This window comes from Micromonospora sp. CV4 (genome assembly GCF_003667455.1).
Lineage (GTDB): Bacteria > Actinomycetota > Actinomycetes > Mycobacteriales > Micromonosporaceae > Micromonospora.
In genome coordinates this window covers 107,813-120,516 of sequence record NZ_RCVI01000278.1, presented here as the reverse complement: position 1 = coordinate 120,516, position 12,704 = coordinate 107,813, and the positions used below count along the sequence as shown (strand labels likewise).

Annotated in this window: 9 protein-coding genes; 2 read left to right on the top strand and 7 right to left on the bottom strand. The window is 67.9% G+C overall.

The window, feature by feature from the left end; genetic code table 11:
* Nucleotides 1–8 precede the first annotated feature (8 nt).
* A complete protein-coding gene (locus tag EAD98_RS17670) occupies nucleotides 9–1,361 on the top strand; it encodes an FAD-binding oxidoreductase (protein ID WP_121655150.1) in 1,353 nt (450 codons plus the stop codon).
* Between the two features lie 37 nt (nucleotides 1,362–1,398).
* Here the strand turns inward: EAD98_RS17670 and EAD98_RS17665 are convergent, their stop codons facing one another.
* From EAD98_RS17665 to EAD98_RS17625, 7 genes are all read right to left on the bottom strand, one after another.
* A complete protein-coding gene (locus tag EAD98_RS17665; protein ID WP_121655149.1) occupies nucleotides 1,399–3,651 on the bottom strand; it encodes a UvrD-helicase domain-containing protein in 2,253 nt (750 codons plus the stop codon).
* 292 nt (nucleotides 3,652–3,943) lie between these two features.
* Nucleotides 3,944–4,891, bottom strand: a complete 948-nt coding sequence (locus tag EAD98_RS17660; RefSeq protein WP_121655148.1) for a DNA-3-methyladenine glycosylase — start codon at nucleotides 4,889–4,891, stop codon at nucleotides 3,944–3,946.
* A gap of 29 nt (nucleotides 4,892–4,920) precedes the next feature.
* A complete protein-coding gene (locus EAD98_RS17655; RefSeq protein WP_121655147.1) occupies nucleotides 4,921–5,889 on the bottom strand; it encodes a GNAT family N-acetyltransferase in 969 nt (322 codons plus the stop codon).
* A gap of 87 nt (nucleotides 5,890–5,976) precedes the next feature.
* Nucleotides 5,977–7,227, bottom strand: coding sequence for an MFS transporter (locus tag EAD98_RS17650; RefSeq protein ID WP_233583867.1), 1,251 nt, complete (start codon nucleotides 7,225–7,227; stop codon nucleotides 5,977–5,979).
* A gap of 89 nt (nucleotides 7,228–7,316) precedes the next feature.
* Complete coding sequence (locus EAD98_RS17645) at nucleotides 7,317–7,697, bottom strand: nuclear transport factor 2 family protein (RefSeq protein WP_121655146.1); 381 nt, start codon at nucleotides 7,695–7,697, stop codon at nucleotides 7,317–7,319.
* A gap of 725 nt (nucleotides 7,698–8,422) precedes the next feature.
* Nucleotides 8,423–9,142 carry a sulfite exporter TauE/SafE family protein gene (locus tag EAD98_RS17635; protein WP_158609813.1) on the bottom strand — a complete coding sequence of 240 codons (720 nt, stop codon included), beginning with the start codon at nucleotides 9,140–9,142 and terminating at the stop codon, nucleotides 8,423–8,425.
* Nucleotides 9,143–10,020: 878 nt separating this feature from the next.
* Nucleotides 10,021–11,235: a sorbosone dehydrogenase family protein gene (locus tag EAD98_RS17625; protein WP_233583866.1), complete on the bottom strand. Its 1,215-nt coding sequence runs from the start codon at nucleotides 11,233–11,235 to the stop codon at nucleotides 10,021–10,023.
* A gap of 502 nt (nucleotides 11,236–11,737) precedes the next feature.
* Between EAD98_RS17625 and EAD98_RS17620 the strand changes: the two genes are divergently transcribed.
* Nucleotides 11,738–12,319, top strand: a complete 582-nt coding sequence (locus EAD98_RS17620) for a hypothetical protein (protein WP_121655142.1) — start codon at nucleotides 11,738–11,740, stop codon at nucleotides 12,317–12,319.
* The last annotated feature ends 385 nt before the right edge of the window (nucleotides 12,320–12,704 follow it).

Genomic DNA, 12,704 nt, shown 5'->3' with positions numbered 1-12,704 from the left:
TCAGACGTATGACGACAGCAACCAACTCTCGCTTCGACGGCCACCTCCTCACCCCGGGCGACCCGGGTTACGACGAGGCCCGCACCGTCTGGAACGCCATGATCGACCGACGCCCGCGGATGATCGTGCGGGCCGCGAGCGTCACCGACGTGGTGACCGCGGTGCGCCTGGCCCGCGAACTCGACCTGGAGATCGGGGTGCGCTGCGGCGGGCACAACGTGGCCGGCCTCGCCGTCCCCGCGAACGGCCTGATGATCGACCTGACCCCGTTGAACGGCGTTCGGGTCGACCCGAACCGGCGGCGCGCCCGGGTCCAGGGCGGCGCGCTGCTCGGCGCACTCGACCGGGCGTCGCAGCCATACGGCCTCGCCACGACCGCCGGTAACGTCTCGCACACCGGCGTCGGCGGCCTGACCCTCGGCGGCGGCATGGGCTGGCTCGCCCGCCAACATGGATTGGCCTGCGACAACGTCGTCTCCTACACGATGGTCACCGCCGACGGGGAGGTTGTGACCGCGAGCCGAACCGAGAACCCCGACCTCTACTGGGGCCTGCGCGGCGGGGGCGGCAACTTCGGCATCGTCACTACCTTCGACTTCCAACTGCACCACACCGGAACGCAGACCCTGGTCGCCGAGTTCGACTTCCGCGCCGAGGACGCGGTGCCGGTGCTCGAAGGCTGGCGGGACCTCAACGCCGTCGCGCCGCGGCAGGCGACCTTCACCGCAGATGTCCACAGCACGGCCAGCGGCCCGATCGCCACCGTCGGCTTCGTATGGGTCGGCGACCCTGCACAGGGTCAGCGGTTGCTGCCGGCGTTGCGCGCGCTCGGGCGCCCGGTCGCCGAGCGGGTCACCACCCCGTCATACCTCGAACTTCAGCACCGCGACGACACCACCGGCGGTCACGCCTACCGCCGGTACTCCAGCGCGCACTACCTGCGGCAGTTCCCCACCGCTGCGATCGAGGCCTTCCTGCTGCGTGGCGCGTCGGACCTGCACGCCGGCACTGACCTGCCCGGCGTCGGCCTGCAGGCGCACGGCGGCGCCATCGCCGACGTCGCGGACGCCGACGCCGCGTTCAGCCACCGCGGCACCATGTTCGAGTACGGCGCCGGCTCCCGCTGGACCGAGCCATCCGAAGACGACAGTCGGATGGCAGCGGCTCGCAGTGCCGGAGCTGCGCTCGAGCCGTACGCGGACGGCGTCTATGTCAACTCGCTCGCCGCGGACGAGGGGCAACGCGGCCTACGCCGTGCATACCCGGCCGCCAAGCTCGCCAGGCTCACCGCCCTCAAGAGCATTTGGGACCCGCACAACGTCTTCCACCTCAACCACAACATCCGGCCCAGCCATGCCTGAGCCGACAGCCGGGATTGCCGACAGATCGAGAGGATGCTCATGACCCTCCGCCGCCGCCACCGGCCGTCCATGGGACACGTCCACTATCCGGAGATGGTGTCCCACGATATGGCGATTGCTGCGTGAGGATCAGCTGTCCGAGTTCCTGGGTGCATCGGGTGAGCGCGACGTAGAGGCCGTTCCAGCCGCGCGGCTCAGCCGCGATGCCGTGGGGGTCGACGAGTAGCGCCGCGTCCCATTCCAGTCCCTTGGACTGCGCTGCGGTGAGCACTGGCACATCACTCAGCACGGCCAGGAGGTCGGCGATGCGGTCGGCGGGGGCGATGACGCCGACCGTGCCGCCATGCCACCGTTGCTGCAGCTGTCCAACAGCCTGGGCGGCGGCGTCGGCAAGCTCGGCCGGTGTGATCGTGAGCTCCCAGGGGGCGATGCCGGAGGTGCGTACCGCCCGGGGCGGCGTGTTGTGGCTGCCAGCTCTCTTCAAGACCGGTTCGGTGAGATCCATAACCTCACGCGGGGTCCGGTAGCAGATGGTCAGTTCCGCGGCGGTCCAGCGGTCCCCGAAGACAGCCTGCACCGCTTGCGCCCAGCTGGTGTGCCGGTGCGCTGCCTCCGCCTGGTCGATGTCACCGACGGCGGTGATGGATCGACTGGGACAGCGCCGTAGGACCATGTGCCACTGCATCTCGGACAGCTCTTGCGCCTCGTCGATGACGACGTGGCCGTACACCCAGCCGCGCTGCCGGCGAGCGCGGTCGGCGACGAACTCGCCCTGTGGTTGCGGGGCGTCGACCTCGCCGAGTAGGTCGGCGAGGGCGTCGAGCAGGGGAATGTCGCTCGATGCCCATGGGGCGGGCTCGGCCGAGACAGCGGTGATCTCCTCCGGGGACAGTTGCGGGGCGAACCGGGCCAGCAGGGTGCGGTCGGTCAGGAGGTCACCCAGCAGGGTTTCGGCGTCGAGGGTGGGCCACCATGCCTCGATGAACCGGGCGATGGTGGCGTTCTCGGCGATCCGATCACGGAGGTGTTCTATCTCCTCCTCGGAGAGCAACCCGTCGATGTCGCTGCCGGTGGACGTCCTGCCGGTGTGGTGGTCATGCCGCATGCTCCTGTCGACGCGGGCGAGGATGTCCTCGAAGCCCTCCTCCATCTCGTTCATCAGCGCCTCGCGCTGCTCGACGACGACTTCGGCGAGGAGATGGTGCAACTGCTCGGCGAACGCCGCGCGGGCGCGGTGGTACGGGCGTCCCTGCACCGCCGAGGCGAGCGCCTGCGCCACCGTTGCGGCCGCGATGACGTAGAACTCGCCCTCCCAGCGCAGCTTCAGCTCGCGGGGCCGGGGGAGCAGCGACGTGACGTAGTTTTCGAGCGCGCGCTGCCAGAGGGCGCGGCCCTTGATCTCGGCGAGAAGCCGACTCTCGTCGCGGCCCACGCTGGTCCCGGTCAGCAGAGTGTCGCAGGTCGCCGAGACGACGGCGGTCTCACCGAGCGCGGGTAGCACCTGAGCGATGTACTCGAGGAACCGCGGCGAAGGGCCGAGGACCAGGACCGCTTGGTCGGCCATCTGTCGGTGGGCGAACAGCAGGTAGGCGACGCGGTGCAGAGCAACCACGGTCTTTCCGGTGCCGGGACCGCCCTGAACGATCAGTGGACCGGTCGCCTCCGCCCGGATGATCTCGTCCTGTTCGCGTTGCAGAGTGGAGATCGCCGTCGACATGCGGCCGGTGCGCCGCTGGTCGAGGGCGGCAAGTAGCGCGCCTTCACCGACGAGTTCCGCCGTCATCGTCCCGTCCAGTGGCTCGTCGTCCACGCCGACGACGGCAGTTCCCCTCGTGCGTATGTGACGGCGCCGTGCCTGACCCTGTGGGTCGACCGCCGTCGCTGTGTAGAAGGGCCGAGCTGCGGGAGCGCGCCAATCGACCAGTAGTGGCTCACTGTCCTCGCCGTCGTTGCGGAGACCGACACGACCTACGTGTCGCACGGTGCCATCAAGACCGTCGAGGCGGCCGAAGACCAGCCCTTCTCGTGCTCGCCGCAGCTCTTCGTACTGCTGGCGGAGCATGCGGTGCCGAGCCCGTTCCAACGCGTCCAGGGCCTCTGACGAAAGCTCGACCCGTAGATGGTCGGCCAGCCTCTCGCGCCGGGCCGTGGCCACGTCGAGAAACGCCTGCTCCTCGGCGACCGCGGATCGGCGCGCGACGCCCTCTGCGGTAGAGGTCGTCGGTTCGCCGTCTGGTGTTACTTCGCTGACGCCAGCAGTGCCGTTGTTCAGAGCAGACCTCCGGCGCATTCGCAAATCCTTGTATTGGTGTCCCCTCGGCCCGGATGAGCCGCAGTGTATTCGGCGGCAAGCATAGAGTTGGTTTCCCTCGTCGGCCAGGAACTCCGCCGGCAGAGATGGGAATCTCAATGCCTTGCAGTTTCTGGTCGCTTGTGGCCTCAACCAATATTGATTTGCTTATTGACAGTCCGGCCCTTAGCTGATCTGCGGGTGCGTTTCGACGAGCCCCACGTCGCCCGCGATGCGGATCCACGACGACCGCGGCGCGTGCCGATGAGTGGGCGGTGCGGACGCGGAGTCGTCAGTGGACGCGGTGGTCCTGGATCGTGATACGCGGGCCGAATCGGGGTTTGCGGAATCCGCTGGCGCCGATGAGCCGCACGATCCGCTGCCGGTGCCCACGCCACGGCTCGAGCAGCTCGAGCATGCCGTCATCGTCGACGGGGCTTCCGGTGAGCGCCCAGCCGACCTCCTTTGCGAGGTTGTAGTCGCCGACGCTCACCGAATCCGGATCGCCGTGGGACCGCTGGGTGGTTTCGGCGGCTGTCCACACGCCGACGCCGGGGATGCTGCGCAGACCGGCACCGACGCGCTCGTCGCCGGCGTCGAGACCTGCCAGACGATCCACGGAGGCGGCGACTCTGCTCGCGGCGATGGCTGTGCGGGACTGTGCCGGCTGTACGCCGGCCCGGTGCCAGGCCCAGGATGGGATGCGGCTCCACTCCTGCGCGCTCGGCGGGACTCGCAGACCGTGCGGCGCTGGTCCCGGCGCGGCAGAGCCGTAGCGGACGACCAGGTGGCGCCAGGAATGGTGCGCCTGCCGCCCGGTCGTCTTCTGCTCGAAAATGGCAGCGACGAGCGCGGAGAACACGAGTCCAGTTCGAGTGAGGTGCAGGCCGGAACACCGGCGGCGTACCTCAGCGAGCCGCGCGTGACCGGAGAGGTCGAGCCCGCTCCAGTCGTCGCGCGCGCCAAGCAGATCCGGCACGGACGTTCTCGCCCACTCGGCGCCGCCTCCCCACGCCCGGATCCGGAACGCACCCCGATCCGCACCCGCCCCCATCTGGACGTGCAGCGTCGCGGGGCCGTCAGGGGTGCGCACCGCGCGCCAGAACCCATCCGGCGTTGAGAGGAACGTGGGATCGCCGTCACCGGAGAAGAGCGGCCGCACCGTCGCCCGCAGGTCCACCTCGTGGCGAGGTCGGTACACGTCCTCACGGACGAACTCGGGGTCCGCGTCGAGGGGCATGATGTGAGCGTTTGTTCAGCGAGGGGGGCTCAGCCGAGGTCGCGTTCGAACGCGGTGAGCTGCTCGTCGTCCCGGCCTCCCGCGGGTTCGTGCTTGGGGTACGCGCCGGAGCCGGGACGGATCTTGTCGATGAGGTCGGTGTACTCCGGGTGGCGGGCAATGAACTCACCCACGACCGGGCAGATGATAGTGATTTTCTTCCCGCTCTCGCGGATCTCGTTCAGGACGCGAGAGACGAGTTCCGTGGCTACCCGATGGTTGCGATAGGCGGGATCGACCCAGGTCGCCAGCAGAACGACACGGCCGCCCACGAACCGGTACGGCAGCTCCGCGATCGCTTCGGCACCGAGGGTGGCGATCCAGCGCCCGTGCTCCGCGTCGTTGATGACATCGAGCTCCCAGCTGGACTCCACGTCGCTGAGACCTGACTTGTCCAAAGCGGCGATGATCGCCGCGTTGTTCGCTTCACGGGCGGCCGCCTCGGCCTCGAGATTGATCGTCATCGTCACACTTTCTGCCGGAGAGCTGACAGGTGGGTTCAGGACCGGTGTGGACCCTTTGGTCACTCCCGGGTGCGCAGGGTCGATGAGGTCGGCGTACTCGGGGTTGTGCTCGATGAAGGTGCGCACGATCGGGCACAGGATGGTGACGGTCTTGCCTTGCGCGCGTACGTCGTCCAGGACGCGTCGGATCAGTTCGGAGGCGATGCCCTGTTTGCGGAACTCGGGGTACACCAAGGCGGCCAGCAGCACGAGTCGGTCGTCTCCGGCGACGTTGTAGGTCAGTCCGGCGATCGTGCGGTCGCCGACGATGGCGTCGTAGATGCCGGTCTTCTCGTCGTTGACGAGGGCGAAGTCGAGTGCGGGGGCATGGGGATCATCGAGCGCCTCGTCGATGAGGACGGCCTGGTCCTGACTGAGGGTGCCTTTTTCGCCGGGGTGTCCGGCCTCGTCGGGGTACCCGGAGGCGTAGCGGGTCGGCTCGGCTGGGCCGGTCATGGGGTGTCCCTTCGTTGTTGGTCATCAGATCGGTCCCGGGTCGCGGCGATAGTCGTGCTCGTCCGGCGGCATGTCGTCGACAGAGAATTACTCACCGTGCTGGCTGTTCTCGACCGTGTCGGTGTGCGCGTTGCGCGCGGCGATGGCGGTGAACAGGGTGGCGATGAGGGCGAGCGCACCGTAGCCGAGCGCGATCTGCGGCAGCGAGAAGGTGTGGGAGAGTCGGCCGGCGATGAGGGCCGGGATCGTCGCGCCGCTGTAGCAGAGTAGGTAGATCACGCTGAGGGTCGGGGCCCGATCGGCCAGTGTGCTTCCGTGCAGCAGACCGCGAGTGGCGGCGCTGATGGCGATCCCTTGAGCGGCGCCGGCGACGATCGTTGCGGCGATGAACAACGCCAGTGTGCCGGTGGCGATCGCTGTGATGATGCCGATCATTCCGGTCAGGAAGGCGATCATGCCGAGACGTTGGGCTGCCGTTGTGGTGAACCGGCCGCCGAGGGGAGCGCCGAGAACGCTGGGACCCATGTAGGCGGCGAACACCAGTCCGACGATGAGCGGGCTGCTGGTGTGGAGCTGATCCTCGACCAGCGCAGGCACGAACGCCTGGTAGAAGGCCCCGGCCGCCCAGGTGGCCAGGAACACCGCCGCCGCAACGGGGAGCAGATGCCTGACCCGGGCCGGCACGTAGACCCGGGGTCGCAGCGATCGCCAGGCACCCGGCGTCCGAGTCACGGTCTCCGGGCTGACGGCAATGAGACCGACAGACAGCAGGAGAAGGCCGATGACCGCCAGGAAGATGAGGTCGCGTGGCCACGGCCCGAACTGAACCAGAGCGCCGGAGGCGATGGCGCCGACGGCGAGGCCAAGCATGACCGTCTGGCTGGAGGCGACAGAGGCCAACCACGCGGGCCTGACGGGTGCGGCGTCGACGATGTACGCAGTGAGGCTGCTACTGGCCAGCCCGGCACCAAGCCCCATCAGGAGCCGGCCGGTGATCAGGATGCCGATGTCGTGCACGTTCAACAGCAGCGCACAGCCCAGGAGGAGCAGGACGAGGCTGGCGATCGAGGTGGGCCGTCGGCCCAGATGATTGGACAGTCGCCCCAGCACCAGCAGGGTGGTCAGAGTGGCGGCGGAGTACGCGACGACGGTCATCGAGATGCCGGCGTTGGTGAACCCGTCCTCGGCACGATAGATGTTGAACAGCGGGATCGTCGACCCCACAGCGGCAAAAGCGGCCACCAGGGAGACCACCGCAGATATGAAGGTCAGCCGGAGCGTTCTGCCCCGGCCGGCCACGTTGGTCGCTGGTGCCGTGTTGAGCATCGAGCTGCGCATTCCTTCGTCCTGAACTATCCCTTGGCTCCCGTGTGGTCCCTACCCGGGTGCAAAGATGTCTCGCGACCAGGAGCCTCGTTCGACCGGCGTCAGGCGCCCGGAGCGATCGCACAGGCTGAGACGCAGACCCAGGTGCCCTCACGCTTCTGGTACACGTCCGTGTACAGAGCTTCCTGCTCCGCGCCGTTTGCGATCATGGTGTATGAGGCGCGGCCGTGGATCAGAGCAACGTCACCGAGGATGCGAATCTTGGCCTCGCGCAGCGCGAGATCCTTGAAAGGGCGCGGCTTGGCGATGTACTCGAGGTACTCGTCGCGGTTGCGGGTGACACCCGGTGTCTGCACGATGAAATCTTCAGCAAGAAACTCACTGAAGCGCTTGGCATCGCTGGCCTGGTCCGCATTGTTGTAGTCGAGGTTGAGCTGCTCGAGGATCGCCAGATCTTCGGCGGCCTGCTTGGTGTCGGTCATTTTCTTTCTCCTTCTGTCTGGTTCGACGTTCGCTGTAGGTCGCCACAACGGTCCGACTGTTTAGTGTCGGTTTGCGCGCAGTCCTACTTCGAGGTCTCGATCTCGCCCGTTGTGCGGTTCATCGGCGACGAACGTGAAGCCGCGTCCTGGTCATGTCCGTGCGCCGGCGCTCAGTAGCCCGGGCTTACCACCCCGCGGCCGAGTACCTCGGAAGGTTAGCTTCCCCGGACCCAATAGTCCAACTGATCGCTCGCGGCCGGGACCGTGCGACCCTCGTGACCATCACACCCGGTATCTCAAGCAGCACTGATGGGCCGTTCGTAACCGATCGTCCCCAGCTGAACTCGCTCAACGTCGGAAGGCAAGATGGACTCAACAGTCCGTTCCTGCCAAGATATGCCGTCGTCGTTCACCTATCAGGGCAGCGATCGTCGTCGTTGCATGATCGGGGGTCGGATCTGCAGGGATTTCCGGATCACCGGGTCGACCTGACGCGCGATGCGCTTCAGACACCGGCAGAGGCCTGTTGCTCAGTCCTTGTTTGCGGCGCTCGACGTAGGTCAGCGCATCCGGTTGACCGCGACGAGGTTGAGGGCCCTGTTGGCCATCCTGTCCCCGCCTCGGTTGAATCGGCGCCGGTCGGTGCGGCTCGACGGAATCGAGCCGCAGGTCGCCGTGGCACGCGACTTCCGCTGACCGGTCGAAGAGGTTCGTGGACGACCGGCTCAGCCGGCCATGCTCGCGAGCGCGGCACCGGCGCTGCCGAGCAGCCCGACCAGGACGATCCGTCGGAACACCACGGGGTCGATGCGGTGGAACAGTCGGTTTCCCAGCCACCACCCCAGCGGCACCGCGGGGAGCGCCACGAGGGAGAGCCGCACCACATCGGCGTGTACCTGACCAGCCAGCAGGAACCCTGTCACCCCTATCACACTGGTGCCCAAGAAGGTCGCCGCCAGGGTGGCCCGGAAGGTGCGTTGGTCGTAGCCGAGCGACTGGAACGCGGCGACCAGCGGCGGCCCGTTCGTCCCGGTGGCGGCGGTCAGCACCCCGACGAGGACGCCGATGGCCCCGAGACCGACCCGTCCGGTGCGGATCCGTGCCCTCGACCAGACCAGTGCGGCGCAGCCGAGCACCACGACCGCGATCAGCGCGCTCAACAGCCGCTCCGGCGCGAGCGTGAGAATCAGCAGGCCGGCCGGAAGGCCGAGCAGGGCGGTGGCGTTGAGTGCCGCCGCGACCCGCCACCGGGCGTGGGCGCGTTCCCGGATGGCCGCGGTGACGGTCGAACCGATGCCGGTCAACGCCGACACCACGACGGCGGCGCGCGGGTCGACGGCGGCGGCCAGCAGTGGCACGGTCACCAGCGCGTACCCGAAGCCGCTGACCGCCTGGGCGAAGGCGCCGAGCAGCACGATGCCGAACGCGCTGAGCAGGATCACCACCCGCTGAGACTGACGCACCGGACGGCGGGCGCACAACCGGGCTGCCGGAGATCCCCGACACACGACCAGCGGCCGGCAATGCTCATGAATCTGCCGTTCAGGCCGGACGGCGGCATCGCCGGGTCCCTACTACGCGCGGGAGCAGGTCGGCCGGTTGTGTTGGTGCCTGGAGGTCAAGGAGTCACGGGTTGACGTCCGTCGGAGCATCGAGATTGCTGTGGGACGTACGTTCCCCATCGTCCCCTACAAGGAGAGCGTCGATCTCCAGCCGACCGACGCGTACCGAATGGAGCTGCAGGTGTCGTACGGCCGCGCGGCGGACCACCAGGCGCCCGATTGCCATCGCACCGACGGCGACGGAACCCAGGGCCAGTGCGCCGACGGCCAAAGCGCCGAGACTGACGACGCCGACCGCCGATGCACCCCCGGCAGCCGCGCCGGTGGCGGCGGCGCCAGTGCGCCGGTGCCAACGCGGGACCGGCGAACCGCAGCGCCCACATGTCGTCATGACCTCATCATGGGCCACGTCGACCGAGTCTTTTGCTGCTTCTCCGCCGCTGGCCGCGGGTAGCGCGCACGGTAACGCTGGTTGGATCCGGAGACCGGTTGGGGGCCATACGCCCACGAGCGATGCCGAACACAGGGCTCGCTGTCGAGCTGGGCCGCCGCGGGTGCCTACCGCCACGACCAGAACGAACCTGTTGTACCGCCACTGGCCGAACGAGCAGGTATGGCGGCGCCCGGGCGAGGACGACCAGAGCCGACTGATCGAGATCGGCGCCTGAATCGACGGGACGCTAAGAGGCCGACCAGGGGACGGCCACCCGGATGCAGCCGTCCCCAGGGGTATTGCGGATGCGGAGGGATTGCCGTGAGGTTCAGCGGTTCGGCGCCCCGCCGCCAGAGGCTGACTGGACCCGCTCGAACCGCACCCGGCTCAGCCATCCCGGGAGGTCACTGAGCACGTACAGCTCGCCGTGCACGTCGGTGTCGATCGCGGTCGGCTGGGTGGGGAAGTTGCCGATCGTGGCGGATTCGTAGCCGCCCGTGGGTTTGGGACGCACGGCGAACGCGAGGGTCGAGCAGTAGTCGCTCGCGACGTAGGTCCCCCACGCCTCCGGGGTGGCGGACCCTCGGTACACGACGCCGCCGGTCACCGAGCAGTTCTCCGTAAGGAAATGTTCGTACTCGAAGACCGGGTCGGTGTACCGCACGCCCGACCGGCACTGCTCCGGGTCGAAAACTGGAGTGCCCTCTCGGCAGGACCAGCCGAGGTTCGCCCCACGCTGCCACGGGCGGATGTGGTTGATCTCTTCTACCAGGCCCTGGCCGACATCACCGATCCACAGCGAGCCGTCGACCGGGTCGACGGAGAACCGCCACGGATTGCGCAGCCCGTAGACCCAGATCTCCGGCCGTGCGCCCGGCACGCGGACGAACGGGTTGTCGAACGGCACGCAGTAGGGCTTCCCCCCGCAGGTGCGGTTGACGTCGATCCGCAAGATCTTGCCGAGCAGGGTGCCGAGGTTCTGACCGGCCTTGAACGGGTCTTTCGTGTGGCCGCCGTCGCCGAGGGACCAGTAGAGGTAGCCGTCGCGGCCGAACGCTACCTGTCCACCGTTGTGGTTGCCGTACTCGGCGTGCTCCTGGGTGAGCAACACCTGTATCCGCTCAGGAGCGCCGATGGGTACTCGCGCCAGGGTCAGCGCGCCGGCTGGGAGGCTCGTGTAGGCCACGTAGAGGATCCCGGTCCGCGCGAAGTTCGGGGCAGGCGTGATGCCGAGGAGGCCGCGCTCGTTGTCCGACGTGTCGATTCGGGCGGTCAGGTCGAGAACCGGCTCGGCCGCCAAGCCGGTGTCGGGGTGGTAGGCGCGGACGGTGCCGTTCTTCTCCGCGATCAGCATCCGGCCGTCCGGCAGCCCGGTGAGCGCGATTGGACGCTGCAGACCGAAAGCCACCTGTTCGGATACCACCGTCAGCTGAGCGAGTGGCACAGGACGGGTGTGGGATGTGCCGGCCGCGGCGGTGCCGGGCACCGGCGCCGGTGGCAACAGAGACACAGACAGGGCCAGAACGAGCAGCCCGGCCAGCATGGTGGCCGGCCGACAACGCCGTCGCGACATGTTCAGCTCCTCGGGCAGGTGGTGTGGAGAACGCGATCTGGGAGCGTTCCCACGGTACATCGACTCTCGCCAATATCCAACCCGTCGATCAATCCGCAAGGTGTGTGGTTCGCTCGGCGGAGCCACCAACTGGCCGTGCCGAGAGGATGGCCGGACCGAATCCACGCTGATGCTCATCGATGTTGCCAGAGTAGATGCAGGCGTGTTGGAATGGCTCACATCGCCGCAGCGCGGGGGCAACCGTGCTGGGAACGGCCAGCACGGGAGCATCGCAGTGCCGGTAGCGCGCCGCTTTGGCAGACGCTCGCATGCCGCATCGCCGGGCCATCTCTACGACGACGGGCAGGCATCCTCGCCCGCCGTACGTATCGCCCCGGGCACGTGTCTCCGACGGGCTCGACGTCTGACACGCCGGGGGCGTCCGATTCGGTCTGCCAGCGCACCAGAACCGGCGACGAGGTGAGAAGCAATCATGATTTCCCGAGAGAGTTTCGCGGGTTGGTACCGAAACCGCTTCGTGTGGGTGGCGGTGATCCTGCTGGCGGTGTCGGTCGGCACGGTCGTAATTGTCGACCGGGCTGGCCCGGAGGCGGAGCCGGCGGATCTGCAAGGGCAGATCATGACCCGGATGCGCACCACGCTCGAACAGGCGGACCCGGGGGAGCACAACCACGCCGGACACAGTGCCCAGCAGGTGGCCACCGAGGAGGAGAAGCCGGCAGTGATCTGCGGGGTCCGCGTCTACGGCTACGAGCCGGCCGAGGTCACCGCGCTCGCCGACGTGCAGACGGTCTACGGCTTCCACCTCTGCGGGGTCGCCGAGCAGAAGCGCCCCTGGGACGTGGCGGTCAAGCTGGCCGGCCCTGTGATCATGGACATGTCCACTGAGCCTCCCGGCATCCAGGTGGTCGAGGCGACCGCCGACGTCATGTTCGTCGACCGGCTGCGGCAGATGTTCCCGCAGAAGTACGCGGAGCTGGCGATCAAGGAGGCGCTGACCGACTCGGAAATGGCCGAGCAGCGCCGCCGGTACGACGCCGCAGCCGGGCTCTGACCATGCCGGGCGGCCGGGCGGGGCCGTCGTACCCGCACCCACCCGGCTGCCGGATCGAACCTGCGAAACCAGCGGCTGGACGTCTCCATCACCGGGCCCTCCGGTAGCTGCGAACCGTCCGCGCACTTCAGTCGTGGTCCAGCCCAGGTGGTCGGCGTGTCGTCAGCGGTCAGCGGCCAAGCTGTTGATCTTTGGTTGCCGGCAGTTCCAGTGGTCGGACGTGGACGGTTCTGGGAGCTGCGCTCGACGGCGATTCCGGTCAGCTCGATCCACATCCGACAATAAGTAGATCAGCATTGATATTTGAGTTTATGGATGTAACAGTGGGGGTTGGGAGCGTTCCCATACTGATCTCTCGTACCGAAGAACGGAGGATGAACAGTGC

What these genes read in the sequence shown, in the direction of transcription:
- EAD98_RS17670 (WP_121655150.1), top strand. Translation starts at nt 9, where the DNA reads ATGACGACAGCAACCAACTCTCGCTTCGACGGCCACCTCCTCACCCCG.
- EAD98_RS17665 (WP_121655149.1), bottom strand. Translation starts at nt 3,651, where the DNA reads ATGCGCCGGAGGTCTGCTCTGAACAACGGCACTGCTGGCGTCAGCGAA.
- EAD98_RS17660 (WP_121655148.1), bottom strand. Translation starts at nt 4,891, where the DNA reads ATGCCCCTCGACGCGGACCCCGAGTTCGTCCGTGAGGACGTGTACCGA.
- EAD98_RS17655 (WP_121655147.1), bottom strand. Translation starts at nt 5,889, where the DNA reads ATGACCGGCCCAGCCGAGCCGACCCGCTACGCCTCCGGGTACCCCGAC.
- EAD98_RS17650 (WP_233583867.1), bottom strand. Translation starts at nt 7,227, where the DNA reads ATGCGCAGCTCGATGCTCAACACGGCACCAGCGACCAACGTGGCCGGC.
- EAD98_RS17645 (WP_121655146.1), bottom strand. Translation starts at nt 7,697, where the DNA reads ATGACCGACACCAAGCAGGCCGCCGAAGATCTGGCGATCCTCGAGCAG.
- EAD98_RS17625 (WP_233583866.1), bottom strand. Translation starts at nt 11,235, where the DNA reads ATGCTGGCCGGGCTGCTCGTTCTGGCCCTGTCTGTGTCTCTGTTGCCA.
- EAD98_RS17620 (WP_121655142.1), top strand. Translation starts at nt 11,738, where the DNA reads ATGATTTCCCGAGAGAGTTTCGCGGGTTGGTACCGAAACCGCTTCGTG.